18 protein-coding genes and 3 tRNA genes are annotated in these 19,041 nt (G+C 49.5%); 7 read left to right on the forward strand and 14 right to left on the reverse strand.

Translation table 11 applies throughout. The annotated features are described in order from the left end of the window. Positions 1 to 73 precede the first annotated feature (73 nt). On the reverse strand, positions 74 to 655 hold the full coding sequence (locus tag HMPREF3277_RS09995) for a molybdenum cofactor guanylyltransferase (RefSeq protein ID WP_070871014.1): 582 nt from the start codon (positions 653 to 655) through the stop codon (positions 74 to 76). Positions 656 to 964: 309 nt separating this feature from the next. Here HMPREF3277_RS09995 and HMPREF3277_RS10000 point away from each other — a divergent pair, with 309 nt between their 5' ends. Together HMPREF3277_RS10000 and HMPREF3277_RS10005 are read left to right on the forward strand one after the other, a co-directional pair. Beyond that, complete coding sequence (locus tag HMPREF3277_RS10000; protein ID WP_036491395.1) at positions 965 to 2,785, forward strand: histidine kinase; 1,821 nt, start codon at positions 965 to 967, stop codon at positions 2,783 to 2,785. Beyond that, the gene (locus HMPREF3277_RS10005; protein ID WP_003760231.1) at positions 2,775 to 3,431 is read left to right on the forward strand and encodes a response regulator; all 657 of its coding nucleotides are present in this window, start codon (positions 2,775 to 2,777) and stop codon (positions 3,429 to 3,431) included. The genes HMPREF3277_RS10000 and HMPREF3277_RS10005 overlap by 11 nt, the downstream gene beginning before the upstream one ends. 1,314 nt (positions 3,432 to 4,745) lie before the next feature. On the opposite strand, the gene HMPREF3277_RS10020 is transcribed toward HMPREF3277_RS10005, so the two are convergent. The 11 genes from HMPREF3277_RS10020 to HMPREF3277_RS10070 form a co-directional block, all read right to left on the reverse strand. Continuing rightward, complete coding sequence (locus tag HMPREF3277_RS10020; RefSeq protein ID WP_070871015.1) at positions 4,746 to 6,482, reverse strand: DUF927 domain-containing protein; 1,737 nt, start codon at positions 6,480 to 6,482, stop codon at positions 4,746 to 4,748. Further along, entirely contained in the window at positions 6,479 to 7,603 is a 1,125-nt protein-coding gene (locus tag HMPREF3277_RS10025) for a DUF7146 domain-containing protein (RefSeq protein ID WP_070871016.1), read from the reverse strand. The genes HMPREF3277_RS10020 and HMPREF3277_RS10025 overlap by 4 nt, the downstream gene beginning before the upstream one ends. Continuing rightward, a complete protein-coding gene (locus tag HMPREF3277_RS10030) occupies positions 7,600 to 7,815 on the reverse strand; it encodes a hypothetical protein (protein WP_003763885.1) in 216 nt (71 codons plus the stop codon). Before HMPREF3277_RS10030 ends, HMPREF3277_RS10025 begins: the two co-directional genes overlap by 4 nt. Positions 7,816 to 7,957: 142 nt before the next feature. Beyond that, on the reverse strand, positions 7,958 to 8,296 hold the full coding sequence (locus HMPREF3277_RS10035) for a hypothetical protein (protein WP_070871017.1): 339 nt from the start codon (positions 8,294 to 8,296) through the stop codon (positions 7,958 to 7,960). A 288-nt stretch (positions 8,297 to 8,584) separates the two neighbouring features. Next, entirely contained in the window at positions 8,585 to 9,127 is a 543-nt protein-coding gene (locus HMPREF3277_RS10040; protein ID WP_070871018.1) for a terminase small subunit, read from the reverse strand. A 68-nt stretch (positions 9,128 to 9,195) separates the two neighbouring features. Further along, a complete protein-coding gene (locus HMPREF3277_RS10045) occupies positions 9,196 to 9,894 on the reverse strand; it encodes a hypothetical protein (RefSeq protein WP_070871019.1) in 699 nt (232 codons plus the stop codon). 15 nt (positions 9,895 to 9,909) lie between these two features. Next, complete coding sequence (locus HMPREF3277_RS10050; RefSeq protein ID WP_070602583.1) at positions 9,910 to 10,149, reverse strand: helix-turn-helix domain-containing protein; 240 nt, start codon at positions 10,147 to 10,149, stop codon at positions 9,910 to 9,912. A gap of 63 nt (positions 10,150 to 10,212) precedes the next feature. Then, positions 10,213 to 10,428: a helix-turn-helix transcriptional regulator gene (locus tag HMPREF3277_RS10055; protein WP_070871020.1), complete on the reverse strand. Its 216-nt coding sequence runs from the start codon at positions 10,426 to 10,428 to the stop codon at positions 10,213 to 10,215. 100 nt (positions 10,429 to 10,528) lie between these two features. Next, positions 10,529 to 11,326 carry a hypothetical protein gene (locus tag HMPREF3277_RS10060; RefSeq protein WP_070871021.1) on the reverse strand — a complete coding sequence of 266 codons (798 nt, stop codon included), beginning with the start codon at positions 11,324 to 11,326 and terminating at the stop codon, positions 10,529 to 10,531. Between the two features lie 84 nt (positions 11,327 to 11,410). Then, positions 11,411 to 12,637: a tyrosine-type recombinase/integrase gene (locus HMPREF3277_RS10065; RefSeq protein WP_070871022.1), complete on the reverse strand. Its 1,227-nt coding sequence runs from the start codon at positions 12,635 to 12,637 to the stop codon at positions 11,411 to 11,413. Positions 12,638 to 12,857: 220 nt separating this feature from the next. Continuing rightward, positions 12,858 to 12,942: transfer RNA gene (locus HMPREF3277_RS10070), tRNA-Leu, on the reverse strand. Positions 12,943 to 13,076: 134 nt separating this feature from the next. On the opposite strand from HMPREF3277_RS10070, the gene HMPREF3277_RS10075 reads away from it, so the two are divergent. The 4 genes from HMPREF3277_RS10075 to HMPREF3277_RS10090 all read left to right on the forward strand — a co-directional run bounded on the left by HMPREF3277_RS10075 (position 13,077) and on the right by HMPREF3277_RS10090 (position 14,619). Then, positions 13,077 to 13,745, forward strand: a complete 669-nt coding sequence (locus tag HMPREF3277_RS10075) for a hypothetical protein (protein ID WP_070871023.1) — start codon at positions 13,077 to 13,079, stop codon at positions 13,743 to 13,745. Beyond that, positions 13,738 to 14,331 carry a GTP cyclohydrolase II gene (gene ribA / locus HMPREF3277_RS10080; protein ID WP_070871024.1) on the forward strand — a complete coding sequence of 198 codons (594 nt, stop codon included), beginning with the start codon at positions 13,738 to 13,740 and terminating at the stop codon, positions 14,329 to 14,331. The genes HMPREF3277_RS10075 and ribA overlap by 8 nt, the downstream gene beginning before the upstream one ends. Positions 14,332 to 14,434: 103 nt before the next feature. Then, positions 14,435 to 14,510: transfer RNA gene (locus HMPREF3277_RS10085), tRNA-Val, on the forward strand. A gap of 32 nt (positions 14,511 to 14,542) precedes the next feature. After that, positions 14,543 to 14,619 (forward strand) — tRNA-Asp (locus HMPREF3277_RS10090). A gap of 133 nt (positions 14,620 to 14,752) precedes the next feature. Here the strand turns inward: HMPREF3277_RS10090 and HMPREF3277_RS10095 are convergent. Next, positions 14,753 to 15,115: a DUF2628 domain-containing protein gene (locus HMPREF3277_RS10095; protein WP_070773994.1), complete on the reverse strand. Its 363-nt coding sequence runs from the start codon at positions 15,113 to 15,115 to the stop codon at positions 14,753 to 14,755. 151 nt (positions 15,116 to 15,266) lie between these two features. Beyond that, positions 15,267 to 16,958 (reverse strand): D-lactate dehydrogenase, encoded by a 1,692-nt coding sequence (gene dld / locus HMPREF3277_RS10100; RefSeq protein WP_070871025.1) that lies wholly within the window; start codon positions 16,956 to 16,958, stop codon positions 15,267 to 15,269. Between the two features lie 442 nt (positions 16,959 to 17,400). On the opposite strand from dld, the gene HMPREF3277_RS10105 reads away from it, so the two are divergent. Further along, a complete protein-coding gene (locus HMPREF3277_RS10105; protein WP_070871026.1) occupies positions 17,401 to 18,720 on the forward strand; it encodes a DUF445 domain-containing protein in 1,320 nt (439 codons plus the stop codon). Positions 18,721 to 19,041: the final 321 nt, after the last annotated feature.

Genomic DNA, 19,041 nt, shown 5'->3' on the forward strand with positions numbered 1-19,041 from the left:
TGTCTGCGGCTTCGTCGCCTTATCCTGATTTAAATTTAATCCACTATAAAAACCGAAGTGTAATGCTTAAAGCTTAAAGCGGCCCCCGCAAATCTTCCTGCGTATTGCAGCTGAAAAAAACATGTTCCGAACCAAAATGCACCGATCTCGCCCGTTGCTGATGCAGCCAGCCGCTCAAGGTTTTCATCCCCGAATACAGATACGGGACGGTGCTTTGCAGGATTTGCGGACGGATATACATTACGTTGTAATGCGGCGTGACCGGTGTTTCCACATAAAACGCATTGCACAAAGGCGTGCGCTTGGAAACCGTTTCAAATTTCGCCACCAAATCAGGCAGCAGCGCAGGCATATTGCACGGCACCACCAGCAGCCAATCCGCCGCCGCAATCTGCAAATCATTGGCAGCCGTACACAGAGCCGCCAGCGGTCCCAAATGCTGCCATTGGCGCGAATCGGCAAAAATATGCGCACTACGGCGAGCATATTCTTCCAAATTCCGGTTGGCGCTGATAGCAATGTGTTCAACTTGTGGACGCAACGCTTCAATAACATGATCAATCAAAGGTTTGTCACGCCACAATACTAATCCTTTATCCGTCCCTCCCATTCGCTCTCCCTGCCCGCCGGCCAATATCAATGCGAAGGTTTTCATTTTGGTAGTCCTTTGTGAAGTCGCTGGTTTTGTGTGCCCATACTGTTAATCGGCTGATTCTTATGTTTTTAATTCGTAGATGTTATGTTCCTACCGATTCCCTGCGAAATCGGCACATCATCCCAGGTCGTCTGAAAAGACGGTTGCCCGCGATAAAATTCATATAAAGTGAATTTTATCATAACACGATTTTACATTAAAGCGCATATCGCCTCATTCGCACCAAATTCCCCTTCGGACAGGTTGTTTCCCCGCCTAAAGGATGATATGTTTATAACATTTGGCAACAAAACGCCCTTCCTTTATTCCATGAGCTTACGAACCCTATTTTCAGGCGGCCTGAGCCTGTCCTCACGATTAAAACTGCTGACTGTCTTATGGGTTGGTTCGGCTTTATTGTCCGTCATCCTGACCCTGATTTTATCGCTGAGGCTGGAAAACGCAGCCACCGTCATTGATGATGCCGCAAGCTTGAGAATGCAGGTTTACCGTTTGGCCTATATGGCAAGCGAACGCACCCCGCAAGCGCAAATCGACAATCAATTGCGCGAATTTGAAGGAACACTCCTGCGCATCACCCAAAGCGATGCCATCTATCCCCTGATGCCTTCGGAAACACCGCCGGCCTATGGCCTGATCCAATCCATGCTCTTAATCGACTGGAAATCAAATATCCAACCCGCGCTGAAACGTTACCGCAGACCGACGCAGATCGAACTCTACCGCTTTGCCGGCAATATCGAATTGTTCTTACAGGCATTGGAAAACGCCAACGAAAAAAACACCTTATGGCTGCGCCGTTTCCAAATGGCGATGATGCTGATGATTTTTGTCGCCGCAGGTTTAATGATCGTATGGCACTACGCTTGGATTATCCGTCCGCTTGAAACCCTGCGCGACGGCGTGGAAACCATCAGCCAAGGCCGATTCGGCGTACAAATCGATACCGAACAAATTCAAGAGTTTGCGCAAGTCAGCAAAGGCTTCAATCAAATGAGCAGTCGTCTGAAAGTCCTCTATACCGATTTGGAAGGGCAAGTCGCCAGACAAACCCAAGACCTCGCCCGTCAAAACCGTGACCTGACCCTGCTCTACCAAACCACGCGCGACCTGCACCAAACCCTAACCCCGCGCGAAGCGGCAGAAGAATTCCTCGCACGGACCCTGCCTGCAGTTTCCGCAAGCGCAGGCAGCATCCGCCTTTTAGACAACGACCGTAAAAACACAAACCTTATTGCCTCCATCGGACTGTCTGAAGCCGAAGACAGAGATTCAGATACCGAACAAACCCAACCTGAAGAAGAAACACCCCTATTCAAACATACCGTCGTTTTTCCCATCACCTATCAAGAAGAAGAACTCGGCATCCTGACCCTATATTTTTCAGACGACCCCACACTTAACGACAACGACAACGAACTCCTGCGTACATTATGCGGTCAATTAGGTGTATCCATCGCCAGCAGCCGTCTCGAACAAGAGCGGCGCCTGCTTGCCGTACTCCAAGAGCGCAACCTGATTGCCCAAGGTTTGCACGACAGCATCGCCCAAGCATTGACCTTCCTCAATCTTCAAGTTCAAATGCTGGAAAGCGCGTTCCATGCCAACCAGAAAGAACAAGCCGAAGAAAACATCCGCTTCATCAAAGACGGCGTGCAAGAATGTTACGAAGACGTGCGCGAACTCCTGCTGAATTTCCGAACCAAAATCAGCAACAAAGACTTCCCGGAAGCCGTAACCACCCTGCTGTCCAGGTTTAAACGCCAAACCAAAATCAATGTCGAAACAGTATGGCAGGACGACGGCCGCACATTAAACGATGACGAACAGCTGCAAATCATCTTCATCCTGCAAGAAAGCCTGTCCAACATCCGCAAACACGCCAAAGCCCAACACGTCAAAATCAGCATGCTCAACCAACAAAACTTTACCCTGAGCATCGAAGACGACGGTATCGGCTTTAACCTGCAACACCTGCACAAACTCTCCGGCGAACATGTCGGACTCGGCATCATGCAAGAACGCGCCCGCCGCATCAATGCCAACCTAGACATCCAATCCCAGCCCGAACAAGGCACAACCGTTACCTTAACCTTACCGCAACACAAGAGAACGACCCATGACTATTAAAATCATCCTCATTGACGACCACACACTCTTCCGCAGCGGCATCAAAGCCCTGCTCTCCCGTCAAAGCGACTTCGAAGTCATCGGAGAAGCCGCCGACGGTTTGTCCGGCGTCAAAATGGCGGAACAGCTCAAACCCGACGTCGTCTTACTCGACCTTGACATGCCCGTCATGAACGGTCGCGAAGCACTGGCACAAATCTTGGGCGTCAACCCGAACCAAACCGTCATTATGCTGACCGTTTCCGAAGACAGCGACGACCTGACCGAATGTATGCGCATCGGCGCACGCGGCTTTTTGCTGAAAAACATCAACGCCGACTTCCTACTCGACAGCATCCGCAAAGCCGTCGACGGCGACAACGTCTTCTCTCCCGAAATGACCACCCGCCTCGTCCAATCCCTGATTTCCCCATCCGCACCGCGCACCGACCAGGCACTCTCCACCCTCACCCCGCGCGAACTCGAAATCCTCGGCTACCTCGCCGCCGGACACAGCAACAAAGTCATCGCCCGCCATTTGGACTTGGCAGAATCCACCGTCAAAGTCCACGTCCAAAACCTGCTGCGCAAACTCAACCTCAGCAGCCGTGTCCAAGCCGCCGTTTACGCCGTCCAACACAAAGTCCCGCAGCCTGAAATCAATTAAACGGCTCAGGATGCTGATGCGAAAGCGGTAAAAACAAAAAAGGTCGTCTGAAAACGGGCAGAACGAATTTCGCTCCAACGTTTTTCAGACGACCTTTTCCATCAAACAGGTGTAGAAATGAAGATACTGATTTATTCGGTTTTACTTCCCATCAGCTTGCTTGTCCTACCCCATCTCATCAGCTTAATGCTCCCCAAAACACACCGACTCAGCAAAACAACCATATTCGATGCACCGATAAACCGTGTCTACCAAACCATTACCGACAATCAACATTGGCAATACCGCTCTTCTTTGGACAATTTACAGATTATCAGCCAAAAAAAGACGAAAAAATAACCGCTCGAAAGCGGTTAGATTTTATAGTGTGGTGCGACGGAGAGTCTTGAACTGAATAGATAATATATTGTTTTTATTTAATTAAATTTTTAATAAATTCCAAAATACCGTAAAAAATACCGTAAATTTGTTAAAGTCAAAATTTTTCAGGGGCGTTTTGTGGTATTTCTGCCAAGCTGTGAAATATGGTCGGATTGTAACACCAGCAATCACGCGCCGTCTTGTGGGCGGTGTTTGCTCTATTCTTCCAGCCGTCCGATATTGCCTTTCGGGTGGCTTTTGTTTGTATCGGCTCTGTCGGTCATGCGCCCAAACAAAAAAGCGTATATATACAAAAAAACGCAAAATCGTTTGGTACCTTTGGTACCAATGGCTAAAAGCCTTGCCAGTCATGGCTTTCACGGTACTAAAACACATATCTTAACTTTGGTACCGTTTGGTACCGCTCCTATTTTTTGGGCGTAACCATATGAATATAAAGGGGTACCAAATGGTACCAAATCGGTACCAAGTAAATTTATGTTCATTTGGTACCGTTTTTTCTTTATTTTTATATTTATATTCATATGGTTATAAATATAAAGTTTTGTGGTTCCAAAGGTACCAAATGATTTTGCCTCGCGCATAGGGTTTTATCTGTCCGCGCGTCTTGGTCTTCTTTTCCCTTTTTATGGACTCTAAAAATTCGTTGTATGGCTCGCGCGCGCGTATTGGTCTTGAAATTATTTATCCCTCGTCTGTCTTTGTCGGTCATGGCGGAAATAGGGCGTAATTGCGCCGTAGGCGCGTTTTGCTGTTTGGGTATGGATTGGTATCGGGCAGGGGATGAATAGCCCTAATTCCCGAAAATTAGGGGCTTGCCATCGGTTTTATGGCGGATGGGATGGATTGTCTGAAGTAATAGGCGTAAAAAAGCCCGCCTGTATCAGTCATGGCGGGCTTGGTGGGCGTTTTGAATTAACCCTATGCAAACGGTCAGTCGTCCAGTTCCATATTGGGGGTCAGCACATAAAACCAGCCGTTCCCTTTCCGTCGGTGTTGGTAGCCTTTGTTTTTATGGTTGTATTTCAGCAATCCCCCGTCTGACAACACACGGCAAACTTTTAATTCATCGAAGCTTTGGGCGATTTCATCGGCAAAGACGCGGCGGATTACCCATAATTCCAATTTCTCCCCCTCCTGTTTCCGATAGCCTGCGTGGTCTTTGTTGGTACTTTTATCGCTCCAATCCGTAAACCTCATGCCTAACGCGTATAGGTCGATAAAGTCCTCCGCCTGCTCGATAATTCTGCGGTCTTCGTGTTTCCCCGCTCCGTTGGTTTCCAGCCATTCATCAAAGCATTGTTTCACGCCTGCCATGCCTACGCCTGCGGCTAAACCGGTAACGGGGGCGGCAAGCTCCAAAGCGGCGGCGGCAAGGGCAAAGCGTTTCGCCACTCTTCGTGCCTGCCCTGACAATTCGGGGACGGTCTCCATAAATGCGATCATGCGCTCGTTTGCCTGCCGTTTGGCTTGTTCTAGGTCGTCTGAAAGCCGGCGGATGAACGCTCTGCCCGCTGCCCCGTGATATTGTTCGGCGGATTGGGCGATATGTTCGCTCAATAATGCGCCGCTCTCGAAGCCGTGCAAGGTATCGTAAATACCGTATCGGGCGGCGGCTCTGATACTGGGCAGACGGGCGGCTTGCCCGGCGTTCCAATCGCCTTTGTGGTGTTTCAGGATGGAATCGGGGGTCTTTTCGCCTGTCGAGAACATCATCACTTTCCAGCGGCTCAAGGCGCGGTTGCCGCCCTGTTTTGCGCCCTGTACTTTGTTGATTCCGTTCATGACGCTGTAAACGGTGTCGCCGATGACGTGGGGGCTTGCCTGCCCGATTTCGTCCAACACCAGCAAGCCGTCATTGCGGGCGGCGGCGGTATTGGAAAAGCCTATTTTCGTGCCGCTCCAAGACAACAGGCTGCCCGATGGTCTGCCCCATACGCTTAAGGCTGCTTTTGCGGCGGTGGTCTTGCCGTCGGATGAATCGCCCGTCAGATGGAAGCCGCCTGATTCTTCGCTCAACAGGGACAGCAAGGGGGCGGCAAAGGACGCGCCCAATGCAAGGCATAGGCGGCTGTTTCCCGCTGCGTATCGGGCGATATTTTGCTGCCAGTCGTTAAGCTCTCCGTTTGGTCGGTATGCCGCCGCTTGGCTGGTGTCGCCGTTGTAGATGACGGCGGGGGTTTTGCCGTCCGCCGTGATGGTTTCGCCGCTGGGCATGATGTAGGTGTCGCCGTGCCAGCCTGCGCGGTCGGTAATGGTAAAAGCGGTACGGCTGCCCTGTGTCTGCAAATAGTCTGCCAGCCGCTCCCTTTTTGCCCGCCCGCTCATGACGGTTAAGCCGTAACCCTGCAAACGCTGCCAGCCTTGAACCGTGCCGATTTCCGCTTGCGGGATGGCGGCGGTCTTAGTTTGGCGTGTGATTTTGTCCTGCCAGCGGATAACGCGGTAATACGCGCCGTCGTTGTCCTGCCCCGTGCCGATGATGTCGATAGGGTCGGAAAGCAATAGCGGCTCTGCTTCAACGGCTTCTCCGTCTTTGCCTGTCCTGACGTTTATCCACCATACGCCCCGATGGTCGGTATCGAAGCGGGGGCGCGGGCGGTATGGTTCGATGTCGTTGATGTTGTAGCCTTTGTTGCTTTCCTGCTTCGCTGTTTCGGTATTTTTCATGCTGCTTTTCCTCCGATGGTGTGTTTCAGGTTGTCTGATTGAGTTTCAGACGACCTTTTGGCTTCTTTCAGTTCGTCCAATGCGTCATAGCCTGCAGTATCGCTCTGCCAAATGCGCGCCTTGATGCCCTGCTTGATGGCTCGGACTGCCAAATCATGCGCGGCTTTGAAACCTACGGGGCGCGGCGTGTCGTTATCGGCAATAATCACAATTTCCTTGAGGTCGTCTGAAAGCCAGTATTTCGCCAAGCTGTTTGCGCTCAAGGTGGCAGATAAGCCCCAATCGCGGGTATGGAACAGTTCGCGGGCAGCAAGGGCGGTTTCTATGCCCTCTGCGATGACAAGCCGTCCGTTTGCAGGGATGGGGAACAAGTGAACCGCCATACCTGAAATGCTGCCCTGTTTGCGGCTCTGCATTTTCTTTGCCGGCAATGTTTCGCCTGTTTCGGGGTGTTTGATTGCCAGCTTCTGATAATGCGGGGCGTGTAGCCCGTCCTCTCCATATGGCTTGTCATAGGTCGTCTGAAAATAGGTCATGTGCAAGCCTTGAAGCTCTCCGCCCGTATCGCGGATGGCACAAACCATACAGGGGAAACGACCGATAAAAAGCGGCTTGTCCTCCCCCGTCGTCCAATAATCTGCCTCTCTCAAAAAACGGATGTTTTCAGGTAACTGCGCCATGTCCAAACCGCGTGATTTCAAATACTGCACGGCGGGGGAATCGGCGGTTATCGGCTCTGCCCCGTTCCACAATGCGGCAAGTTTGCCGATTTGGTCTTTTTCGGGGCGTGGTTGCGTCTGTGGGCGTGTGGGCGGTATCGGTAAGGGGTTTGCCCCGCCCATGTTCAAAACGCCCGCTACGGCGCGCAATGCTTCGTCAAAACCGCAATTCAGGTAATGCATTACCAAGCCGAAACCGTCGCCCGCGCCATTGTTGTAATGGCTGCAAATGAATGTGCCGTTACCGTCCTTGTCGTCGTACCTGAAACGGTCTTTACCCCCACACGCGGGGCATGGTTGGTGTTTGTTTTTCAGGTATCGCGGGTCTATGCCGATGGCGGCGTGAATTTCCTGCCAGCGGTATTGCGCGGCGGCTTTGATGTCTTGATAGGTCGGTTTCATTGTTCTGCCTCCCCTGTTACAGGTTCTAAAACCACCCCCGCCATCGGGTCGGTCTCCCATATGGTCGGTGTTGTCTGCATTGCCTGCTCCGTCTCCGCATGGGCAGGCTGGTTACAGGCTCGGATTGCCAAAGCCATCAACAACACCCCAAACACCAGCAAAGCGCGGTTGGAATAGCGGCGGAAACGGTCGTTTTTGTCAGTCGGTTTCATGGTTTCATGTCCTCCATGCCCCAGCGCACCAAAATTATCAAGCATTGAAAAATCAAATACTTATAAAAACACTAGGGCGAAGTTTGCCCCATGCCGTCTGAAATAGGCGGCATGGCGGTTTAGGTTTTACGGGGTTTGGGGTTTATTTCGCGCCGCGTGTTTGGCTGTGGATTTGGCTGCCGATTTCGTCATTCAAATCCGCTGCCGTTCTAAACAGGCTGAAAGAGTGAAGCTCTGCCAGCGTCTCCACTTCGTTTTTGGCGGCTTTGATGAGTTTTCGGACGGTTAAAGAGAAGGTGTGTTGGTCGATAGCCATATCGGTCAGGATTTCGGCTGCGTCTAGGATGGCGGCAAGGTTTTCGGCGGCGCGGTCTGCGTAAAAGCAGGCGTCTGCTGCGTTGTTTGCCAGCTCGAGAGGAATGGTTACCGTTTGGGCTTGATTTTGAATGGCTTGGATTTGAATAGAATTTGAAGATTGCATTTGAAATGCTCCTAATCGTAAAGTGAGATTTGAGAATGCCCAAATAGGGGGCGGTGCTCTCTCCTGCGATTAGTCAGGCGTGGGCGTTACCGTTACCACACACCGCCATAACTCGTGATAGGTCGTCTGAAATGCTAACGTTTGATAACATTGCAAACGCCCGTAAAAGAATTTTGGCGATAAAAAATCAGCGTTTACCCTGCTGATTTGGGCTAATCGTATTTGAGAGAGAACCAAGATTCTGATTCTCAAGGCTCGATTTGTCAAATGATTTTTGCATTGGACGGGTTAAATTATTTTATCCAACACAATCAAGACGGTTGCATACTCAATGCGCGCTATGTCGTTTCCAACGATTCCGATGATGTCGGCAAGCGTAATTTCACTGTATGACTTATTAAAAAAAGCGTTGCTGACTTGCTTTATTTCCTCTTGACTTAACGGGCATTTGCGCTCTTCCTGTTTCACTTGGCTGATTTCCGCCTCTGCCTTGATTTCCGCCTTATCCACCAGCAAGCCCAGCATTTTTGCCTTGCCCATCGTTGCCGATACCGCCGCGCTGCTTTGCGGGGTAGGGGCTGCCAGTGCCGCCGCCCGCGCCTGCTCCAATTCGCTCAACAGGTCGTCCACCGTTACCGCGTGTCGTTGCCGCGCTTCTGCCTTGAGGTCGTCCACCATCGCGGAAATATCGGGGTCTTGAAGCAGCTTATAGGCTTCATTCGTTACCGTTTCGGGCTTCATGTTGTCGGTGTTGTAGGCTTGCCGGTATGCTTCGCTCGCATTGCCCGTTTCCACATACAGACGGGCAAACTGTTCTTGTTTCGGGGTCATGTCCTTAATCCTTTTAGAACGCCGCCCAATAGCGATTTTTCAGCCTTTGGGCGGCTGTTTGAGTGTTGCTATTTCAAATTGTCCAAAGCCGCTTCTTTTTCTTTCTCCACGTCTTCCAAGATGTCGAAAATAGCGTTTTCTTCCCCGCCTGTGCCGTCCATCATGTTGAAGAAGCCGGGTAAACGTAAATCAATGATTCGATTTGGCAGGGATTGCCCATAGGACGGGCAATCAGCCCGCAAACCGTTTTCTTGTAGCTTCGTTTTCATCTCAACGGCGGCTTTACCGATTCCCACCAATTTCGCGGCGGCTTTAGCATAGGCTTGGGCAGCCTCCAAATATTCGGGTAAGTGGGTTTCTTCTATATCGGCGATAAACAGCTCATATCGGGAAACGGACAATAAATTGCGAAGCTCTGAAATGCGGTTCAGATGTTGAAGGCGTTCATTAAAAAGGCTTTCCAACAGTTCTTTTTGCGCTTCCAGCATATCGGCGGCGCGGTCTGCTTCTTCGCGTTTGGCGGCAATCTCTGAATCAAGCCCTTTGGCTTCTTCGCTGTTTGTGGGTTTGCCCATTTTCAACAGGTTGGCAAATATGCCTTTGCGTCTGTTTCGCAGCCCCGCAAATTCATTGATAACCGCCTGCGCTTCTGTAACGCCCGCTTCTGCCGCTTCAATTTGGGCGGTCAGTTCGCTGCATTTGTCTTCTGCTTCTTTCAGTAACTTTTGACGGGTCGCAAAAGTTGTCTTTGTATATTCGATATTCATAGTAAAGCTCCTGATTTAATTGATTAATACGAACCGACCGCGTTTCACGGTTTCGCCAAATTGGTTGGTTACTTCTTCCATCACGGTAACGATGTCATGCCCCGCCCTGCGAAGCTCCATGATGCGCGTGTTATAGCCCAATATGCCCATTTGGGAAAGCTCCCATGATGTAACGCTGCCCTGTTTCAATCGGGATAAAACGCGCTCTCTTTGACTTGGCGTTTTTGCCTTGCCGTTGGTAGAATAGCTGCTCATGCTTAATAATCCTTTCCGCCGTCTGAATGTCCGTTCAGGCGGCATTTGTTTGCGCCTGATAAATCAATTTGCCTGCTCTTCGCGTTTGGCTGCCAGTTTGCCTATATAGTCGTCAATCTCGCTCGCAAGCCAACCGGTAATATTTGCGGAAAGTTTGATAGGCTTAGGAAAATCAGGGCGGTAATGACGGCTCTTAGGGTTTACCCAATTCCAAATAGTCGCCCGTGAAACACCTAATGCGCGGGCAGTATCGTCTGCTCTTAATACTGTGTTGTTCATATGCTTTTGCCTTTCTCTAGTCGGATTAGATGACAGGCAAAAATATAGCCGCCCATGTGGGCGGCTTTTCCTAAATATGATTTTTTAGAACCTAATTAGGCTACTGCGAAAGACGGTCAATACCTTGCTTGATGTATTTTGCTAATGTGTCTCTAGTAGGGGGCTTGCCTAGTTTATCAGCTTGCCTTTCCCATTCTTGGATAATAGTTTCCGCAGCCTCATATGGTTTACTGCAATCTGTTTTTGTATAGATAGCAGAAAGTGCCGCAATAATTTCAGCTTGCTTATTTTCAGTGCGCTTACTGATAGGTTTTTTTATTTTCATTCTCTCGCTCAATGCTTCTTTTAGTTCTATTAAGTCATCCTGAAAGATACACAAATCATTTTTACCTACCTTAATGGTATTATCGGGTATATCTAAATCTTCCCGCTTTATACGCATATCTTCAGATAGTGCTAACCCATCCAATAAATTATATGGAATATAACAAAATCCCCAGCGTTCAGATTCAATCTGTTCAGCGGATGGTGTGGCGATAGTTTTCTCCAATACCTCATCAGTGCCTATAAATGCTAATTTATCAACAATATTTACTGTTAAAAACTCTTTTTTTCCCTCTAAGTATCTAGCATTAATTTCTTCTAAACGGATAAAGTCGCCCTTGTATAGCACCATTTCAGGAATTTCAGCATACTCGCCTTTTTCATCTTTATCATATAGCCAATCGTGATATGGTCTCTTCGTAAAATAATATTCCTGTCCAATACAATTTATATATACCTCAGTCAAACCAATGGCTGCATAATGTATCAAATCATCTGCTGTATATGGGTCGTTAAAATCTTTACTTAACTTCTCTGCTGCCGCTTTAAGCGTGTAATATAGTCTCCAAGCCATTTTTACCTCTTATAAATTCCTATACTATTTTTCAGTCTTATAAAAAACACTCCGAAACTCGAAGCGGATATTTTCAGACGACCTCTAATCAGTCTTGCCATCTCGAATCATTTGTAATGCCTGGTTGTATCGCTCCCGTAAATAGTCGCTATACCATTGCATAAACTCGATCCGCTCATTCAGATAATCGGCGCGGTTATAGGCGGCGCGGATTTTGTTGTTTTCGATATGGGCAAGTTGTCGCTCTATCGCGTCAGGGTTGAAGCCTTGTTCATTCAAAACGCTGCTGGCAAGGGAACGGAAACCATGCGGGGTTACTCTGCCTTTGTAGCCCATACGCTCAATGATACGACCTATTGTTGCGTCGCTGATAAAACCGTCTGTCTTGGTTCTACTGGGAAACAGAAATGGCGTATTACCAGTAAGCTCTTTCAGTTCTGCCAAAAGTTCAAGCGTCCAGTCAGCCAGTGGGACGGCATGGGGCGGTTTCGGCGCGGTCTTTTCGTGCTTCATGCGCCGGGCGGGAACTGTCCATATTGCCGCATCAAAGTCTATTTCATTCCATTGCCCGCCCCTTAGTTCCGTGCTTCGTAAAAAGGTCAGCATATTCAAAATCAGGGCTATTCTGTTTTGCGGCTCAATCTCTGCCAGTATCAGGCGGCGGAAAAACTCGGTCAGTTCTTCACGGGGCAGGGCGGGGCGATGGTCGGTCTGCTTGGCGGGGATGTATTTCCGCAATGAATAGGCGGGGTTGGTTTCCACTACTTCAAGCATGACGGCATAGTCAAATATCGCGCCTGTCCATTCCCTGATTTTTTCCGCCGTATTGTTCACGCCCCGTGTCATTACGCCGTCGAGAACCGTTTTAATATCGCTTACCCTGATTTCCTGTATCGGCATTTCGCCGATAACGGGGAAAACGTCGGTTTCAAAATATCTCAACACGCGGGCGGCGTGGTTTTCTTTCCAGCGGATCAGGTTGTCAGAATGCCAGCGGCGGGCGATGGCTTCAAAGGTATTTAGGGCGGCGGCTTGCCGTTCGCGTTTTTCCTGTTGCTTGGCTTCGCTGGGGTCTTGCCCCGATACAAGCAAGCGGCGGGCATTCTCGGCAGCGGCGCGGGCTTCTACCAGTGATACGGTTGGATATTTGCCGATTGAAAGCGTTTTCCGTTTGCCGTTATACGAAAAATCAAACCGCCATAACTTCCCACCGCTCGTATTGATATACAGATACAAGCCCTTGCCGTCATTCAGCTTAAATGGCTTTTCGGCGGGTTTGGCGTTTTTGATTTGGCGGTCGTTCAGCTTCATTTTTACGGTATTTTTTCGAGGTATTTTTCAGATACCGCAAAAGATACCGTAAATTTTAGGTTACTTCAATTAAGCTGAATTAGACGGAATTATACAATCAGGAAGAAGACAATAGGATAGCAATCAGTCTGAAAGCCTTGTATTTATTGAGATTGGTTGATGGCATTGGGCGGGATTAAACGAAAAAAAACGCCTGAAATTTTCAAGCGTTTTTGTATGTTGGTGCGGACGGAGAGACTCGAACTCTCACACCTCTCGGCGCCAGAACCTAAATCTGGTGCGTCTACCAATTTCGCCACGTCCGCGTGATTAAACTGGGGATTATACACAAAGTATCCTGCTCTGCAAACAATCTTTGGCTTGAAATTGCTTTATTCCGACCGATATAATGGCAGGTCGGTTATCTGCCGGAACACACTAAATATCAAAGAGGAACATCATGCCTGTTTTACTGATTCAGGATTTTTTACAGACACAGGGTTTGAAGCTGTCTTCAGACGACCTCCGTGTTGCTTATCTGACCGCGAAGACGGTAATGGATATGGGCAATGCTTCGATTGACCGCTCGGTTTTATGGCGTGAAGAAGACGGTTGGAAGCTGGCAGACCATATTGAAGAAACACCGGAAAATGAAGTTTTGCTCAAACAGGTTTTCATGGCTCTGGATTCGGTATTCAGTCGCGCAAAAGCTGTCAAAAGCGCGGCGGTTTATATCCACATTCCGGGCGAACCGCATGCAAGGCTGGTTCGTATCTCTGCACAAGGCGAGCCTTTGGAGAACCTGTTGGCGGTGCATGAAGAAAACGGTACGGTTTACCTTGCCTGCCGTACGGCGCAAAGCGGTTGGATGAATATTGCCAACGATATAGCTTATTGGCTTTCGCTGGACGAAATCCAAGGCAGCCGGAACAAGGGCAGCGGAAGCCAGTTGTCCATCCCTGTGGCAACGCAAAACGGCACGGTTTTGGGCGTGGTTCACGTTGAATTTGTCGATAAAGATCAAGCCGATGACGCGGCCCAAACGGATTGGTCGGCACTGGCTTTGGCACTTGCCGAGCCGCTGAAAGCATTGGCAGGCATCGAAGACAAGGAAGAAGAACATGAATAATACCTTGAAATTCATCGCTTCCTGCCGCCTGCCGACCGAATGGGGCAACTTCACTATGCACGGTTTTGAAGAACCGAACGGACAAGAACACATCGCTTTGACGATGGGCGATTTTTCAGACGACCTCCCCGTTCTGACCCGCATCCACTCCGAATGCTTGACCGGAGATGCCCTGTTTTCCAAAAAATGCGACTGCGGCCCACAGCTTGAAGCGGCGATGAAGGCGGTTCAACAAGAAGGGCGCGGTGTGATCGTTTATTTGCGTCAAGAAGGGCGCGGCATCGGTTTAATCAACAAAATCCGTGCCTACAAGCTTCAAGACGAGGGGATGGATACGGTCGAAGCCAACCTCGCGCTCGGACTGCCCGTTGACGCACGCGACTTTACGCTTGCCAAGCAAATCTACGACCATCTGAATATCCGTGCTGTCAAGCTGTTGACCAACAATCCTGAAAAAATTCAGACGTTGAAAAATGCAGGCATCAATGTTGTCGAACGTATTCCGCTCCATGTCGGCGAGAATGCGGAAAACGAACGATATCTGCACACCAAAGCCGATAAATTGGGGCATATGATTTTTGATTGAGATAATACTAAACTTATTTATTATTTATATTCAAATAAATATATTTATCTTGAAACAAACGGCTTGCCCTGATAGAGGTTTTTTGGTTTAATCCCGAGTTCTCGGGTGATTAGCTCAGTTGGTAGAGCGTCTGCCTTACAAGCAGAATGTCGGCGGTTCGACTCCGTCATCACCCACCAGGTTTCCTTTCATTGTTGCAAAACAATGATGCGCGGTGGTAGCTCAGTTGGTTAGAGTACCGGCCTGTCACGCCGGGGGTCGCGGGTTCGAGCCCCGTCCGCCGCGCCAAATTTAAAAAAAGCACCGATTTGTCGGTGCTTTTGTTTTTTAGTTGCTGCATTTTGTATATTGGATACTCAATCTAAAAAAGGTCGTCTGAAAACCGAATACAGTTTTCAGACGACCCCAATCTCAAAAAGCTTTATTTATGACCATATTCAGCAATATATTGGGCAATTGCAGCTTCAGGGTTAGCAGCGTTAATAAGTTGAGGTACTTCTACATAACCGCGTTTAACCAGATTTTTTTCACGCAAAGCATTACCTTGCATTCCGAATACTATATAAACGCCTAAACTAAGAAGGCCGACTATGCCACCCAACATCTCATTCTGACCAGCTAATACATTTAACACAACAAAGGTGACAAATATTCCAATCCCCAAACCCCACATTTTTTTCACACAAGCCCAAATAGCCCCAAAGAAAAATGCGGGCCAAGACCAGCCTTGTTTGACTGCCTCGTACTGGTTCATAGGATTTTTAAAAATCTTGTAAAGCTTCATAAAACACCTTTCTTTATATGCCTTAAAAAGTTAACGTCATGATTCTATCAAAATATATTAAAAAGTTGAATCATTATAAGATTAACGGTCGTCTGAAGACTCAATCCGGTTTTCAGACGACCTTTCATTTATTTACACAATCCCTACCTTATCATTCAGCCCAGTTTTTCTTCTTACTGGTCTTACCTATGCCCGGATTGAAACTGTTGGTCGGGTCAAGTTTGCGGTAGAACTGTTTGAGCGCGGGTTTCGCTTCGTATAAATGACCGACGTTGTGCTCGGCGGGATATTGCGCGCCGCGTTGGTCTAAGAGATGGAGCATTTCGTGTTCCAATGCCATGCAGTCGTTGCCTTTTTTGATGATGTAATCCTGATGGAAAACGTGGCACATGAAATGTCCGTAGTAGAGCTTGTGGATGATTTTATTGTCGATTTCCGACGGCAGTTTTTCAAACCAGTCGCGGTCGTCGCGGCGCAGGGCGATGTCCAGCGCAACCAAGTCTTCCACTTCGTCATCATGCACGGCGCGATAGCGGATGGCGGCGGAAGCGACGGCAAAGCGGTGCAGCATGGCGGCTTGGGTTTCTTCGGCGTTGCATTCGAAAAACGCGCCGCCGTGGTGCGCAAAATACTCTTTCAGGAACGCGCGCGCTTCATCGACGCCTTTTCCGCCCATTTTCAGAATCAGGTGGTGTTCGTATTTGTCGCGGTAATCGCGCATGGATTTGGGCAGGTGGTCGGGCAGATATTTGCTGACGAACTGCATGACCTTGTCGGAAAAATGTTTGGGCAGAAAGCTGACTTTTTTGCCGAATCGGTCAACTTTGGCTTTGAAATCAAATAATTTCGGCAGTTGGTGCGTGCCGAATTTTTTGATGACGTAGAACGTGTCTTTGCCGTACACGTCGGCAATATCGAAAGCGTCACGATGGATATACTCACCGGAAACGGGCAGGCTTTCAAATTCGCCCAAGGCGGCGCGACGGATGTCGGTCAGTTCGTTGATGTCGTTGGTACCGATGTAGAACACGGCGGTTTGCTTCTCTTGCGGGAAGGTGTCCAAGCGGACGGCGAAAACCATCAGTTTGCCCGCGCAACCGGACGCTTCGTAATGGCGCGCGGGGTCGGCATTGAAACGCGCGGCGGTGGGCTCGTCCACTTGGCGCACATGGTCGCAATAGGCGTGGTCGTGTCCTTTGCCTGCATCTTGCGTGATGTCTTTTCTTTGATAGTGATGGCCTTGAAGATTAGTCAAGATTTCTTCGGGCGTGTCGCCCAAATCTATGCCCAAATGGTTGACCAGTTCCAGTTTGCCCTCTTCGTTGATTTGGGCAAACAGCGCCATTTCTGTGTAAGCCGGGCCGCGCTGCACCAATGCGCCGCCGGAGTTGTTGCACACACCGCCCAAGACGGACGCGCCGATACATGAAGAGCCGATGACCGAATGCGGTTCGCGCCCCAAAGGTTTCAGCAGCAATTCGAGCTGGTTCAGGGTCGAACCGGGCAGGCAGACGACTTGTTCGTTGTTGTTGATGGTTTGAATGATGTTCATCCGCATGGTGTTTACAATCACAATGTCGCGGTCATAATCGTTGCCGTCGGGGGTCGAGCCGCCTGTCAAACCGGTATTCGCCGCCTGTGTAATCACAATCACGTCCGCTTCGACGCAGGCCTGCAAAATTTTCCACATTTCCAGAATGGTTCCGGGGCGTACCACCGCCAACGCCCTACCCTCGCCGAAACGGTAGCCTTGGCGGTATTGTTCGGTTTTCGCGGGGTCGGTGATGATGTATTTTTCGCCGACGGTTTGAGTCAGGCTGCTGATTAATTGCGAGGCGTTCATGATGCGCTCCTTAGGGCTGGTTTTATTGGATTAAAATAGTGATTGTAGTAACGCGACACGGCAAAGTAAAGGTCGTCTGAATACGGTCCGGCAAGGAATACTGCAAACCATCCACATCATCCGTCCACACGCCCTACCCCTGAATTGGCCATTTTCCCCGCTATACACAATTTTTTTGCCGAACGGTGTGAACAGCCTGTGAATAAGTTCTATTACCTTTTGATAATCAAACAAAAAAATACAATGCTTAAAAAATAGGCAGTTTGTCGGTTTAGTCACATACCGTGTTTGCCTTTGTGTGTGCAGTCTGTGGAAAAGTCAGCTAACTTATTCTATTCTCAACCAAAATATTCAATGATTAAAAATTAGGCAACACGGTGTATAATCCGATTGATCAAACACACCCACTCAAAAATCCCGATTTTCAAAAAAAGGAAAAGGAATGCACACCCTTTCGGAACAAGTCCGCTTAAATGAGGCGCGCAAAAAGTTGGCAAAAAGCAGACGTTGGGCGACGGGCTTGCTGCTTGCGGCGTGCGTGCTGTTTGCAGCCTCCGCCGTTTATGTGCGCCAATATCCTTGGTTGGGATTTGTCAAAGCGTTTGCCGAAGCGGCGATGGTGGGTGCGCTGGCGGACTGGTTTGCCGTAACCGCGCTTTTCAGACGACCCCTCGGCCTGCCGATTCCCCATACCGCGATTTTGCCGCGCAATCAGGCGCGTATCGGCGATGAATTGGGGCGGTTTATCGAACACAATTTTTTGCAGGGCAAACCCATCGCCATGCGTATTTATCAAGCGCAGCCCAGCGATAAATTATTGAAATGGCTGGACGGCGAAGACGTGAAATCGCACTGGCTGCCGTGGCTTTCCAAGCAGATTCCGACCCTGCTTGCCATCGCCAAACCGGAACAGACGGCGCGTTTTACGGCGATGCTGCTGGAAGAACGTTACAGCGGCGGACAAATCGGCAACGCGCTTGCCGACGGTTTGCGGCTGCTGAAAGCGCAAGGGATGCACGAAAAAGCGTTTGAAAGCCTGCTCCGTCAGATTCGGCGTTGGCTGAAAACGCCGGAAACCCGCGAAATGCTGGAGCAGAACCTGCGCGAATGGGCGGCGAAAATCGAAGGCGGCAATCCCGGAACTTGGGACAGGCTTAAAGCGGCGGTGAAATCGACCTTGGTGGAGAAAGTCGATGATTGGGCGGCAGAAAAAGCGTTGGCATGGATAGACGGCTATTTGGCAACTGCGGACAAGCAGGACAACGCGCTGCGCCGACAATTCTTGGTGCAATACGACGAACTGACCGAACGCCTGACCACATCGCGCCTGTGGCACCGCCGCCTGGACAAATTCAAAAAACAGCTCGCGCAATCGCCCGCCCTGCAACGTCAAATCATGACCTTATGGCGCGGCATTCTAGACTGGGCGCGGGAAGATGTGGAAAAACAAGACTCTTTGTGCCAAGCACAACTGGAAAAGCTGCTGCATCATATGCGTTCGCAAGCTCAGGCATACCCGCAATTTATGCGGCGGGCGGATGTGCGGATTTCGCTTTTGGTTCGGGATTTTGTGATGCGTTATAAAGATAAGGCCGCTTTGTTCGTCGCGGACAAAGTCAAAGGCTGGGACAGCCGCCTGATGGTGGAAAAACTGGAATTGAGCGTGGGCAAGGATTTGCAATATATCCGCATCAACGGCACGCTTGTCGGCGGACTGGTCGGACTGGTGATTTATACGGTATCGCTGTGGCTGGCGGGATAGTATGCAAAGAGGTCGTCTGAAAAGCCCAACGGCGCAAAAAGCAATCGGCATTTTATCCCTACTTTGTCCGTTTATAGCGATTGAAGCCGCTGTTTTCAGACGACCCCTTGCCTTTTCCGACTGTAAAATATCAATAACGCCATTTGCCTAATTTGATAAAATTACGGACCGAATTTGTGCCTGCCTGCTAAGGATGGTCTGTAAAACAGGTCGTCTGAAAATTTCCCGGCCGCTTTTGACGGCTTAAATGTGGATTTCGCAGACGGAAACGGACGGCAGCTTCAAACCTATAGTGGATTAACTTTAAATCAGGACAAGGCG

The sequence above is a fragment of the Neisseria sp. HMSC70E02 genome, assembly GCF_001838645.1.
In the GTDB taxonomy this organism is placed as follows: Bacteria; Pseudomonadota; Gammaproteobacteria; order Burkholderiales; family Neisseriaceae; genus Neisseria; species Neisseria macacae.

Bases quoted from the DNA above. Each gene is read 5' to 3' on its own strand.
- HMPREF3277_RS10055 (WP_070871020.1), bottom strand. From the start codon at position 10,428: ATGAACAACACAGTATTAAGAGCAGACGATACTGCCCGCGCATTAGGT.
- HMPREF3277_RS10060 (WP_070871021.1), bottom strand. From the start codon at position 11,326: ATGGCTTGGAGACTATATTACACGCTTAAAGCGGCAGCAGAGAAGTTA.
- HMPREF3277_RS10025 (WP_070871016.1), bottom strand. From the start codon at position 7,603: ATGAAACCGACCTATCAAGACATCAAAGCCGCCGCGCAATACCGCTGG.
- HMPREF3277_RS10105 (WP_070871026.1), top strand. From the start codon at position 17,401: ATGCACACCCTTTCGGAACAAGTCCGCTTAAATGAGGCGCGCAAAAAG.
- HMPREF3277_RS10000 (WP_036491395.1), top strand. From the start codon at position 965: ATGAGCTTACGAACCCTATTTTCAGGCGGCCTGAGCCTGTCCTCACGA.
- HMPREF3277_RS10095 (WP_070773994.1), bottom strand. From the start codon at position 15,115: ATGAAGCTTTACAAGATTTTTAAAAATCCTATGAACCAGTACGAGGCA.
- HMPREF3277_RS10075 (WP_070871023.1), top strand. From the start codon at position 13,077: ATGCCTGTTTTACTGATTCAGGATTTTTTACAGACACAGGGTTTGAAG.
- HMPREF3277_RS09995 (WP_070871014.1), bottom strand. From the start codon at position 655: ATGAAAACCTTCGCATTGATATTGGCCGGCGGGCAGGGAGAGCGAATG.
- HMPREF3277_RS10020 (WP_070871015.1), bottom strand. From the start codon at position 6,482: ATGAAAAATACCGAAACAGCGAAGCAGGAAAGCAACAAAGGCTACAAC.
- ribA (WP_070871024.1), top strand. From the start codon at position 13,738: ATGAATAATACCTTGAAATTCATCGCTTCCTGCCGCCTGCCGACCGAA.
- HMPREF3277_RS10005 (WP_003760231.1), top strand. From the start codon at position 2,775: ATGACTATTAAAATCATCCTCATTGACGACCACACACTCTTCCGCAGC.
- HMPREF3277_RS10050 (WP_070602583.1), bottom strand. From the start codon at position 10,149: ATGAGCAGCTATTCTACCAACGGCAAGGCAAAAACGCCAAGTCAAAGA.
- dld (WP_070871025.1), bottom strand. From the start codon at position 16,958: ATGAACGCCTCGCAATTAATCAGCAGCCTGACTCAAACCGTCGGCGAA.
- HMPREF3277_RS10035 (WP_070871017.1), bottom strand. From the start codon at position 8,296: ATGCAATCTTCAAATTCTATTCAAATCCAAGCCATTCAAAATCAAGCC.
- HMPREF3277_RS10030 (WP_003763885.1), bottom strand. From the start codon at position 7,815: ATGAAACCGACTGACAAAAACGACCGTTTCCGCCGCTATTCCAACCGC.
- HMPREF3277_RS10045 (WP_070871019.1), bottom strand. From the start codon at position 9,894: ATGAATATCGAATATACAAAGACAACTTTTGCGACCCGTCAAAAGTTA.
- HMPREF3277_RS10040 (WP_070871018.1), bottom strand. From the start codon at position 9,127: ATGACCCCGAAACAAGAACAGTTTGCCCGTCTGTATGTGGAAACGGGC.
- HMPREF3277_RS10065 (WP_070871022.1), bottom strand. From the start codon at position 12,637: ATGAAGCTGAACGACCGCCAAATCAAAAACGCCAAACCCGCCGAAAAG.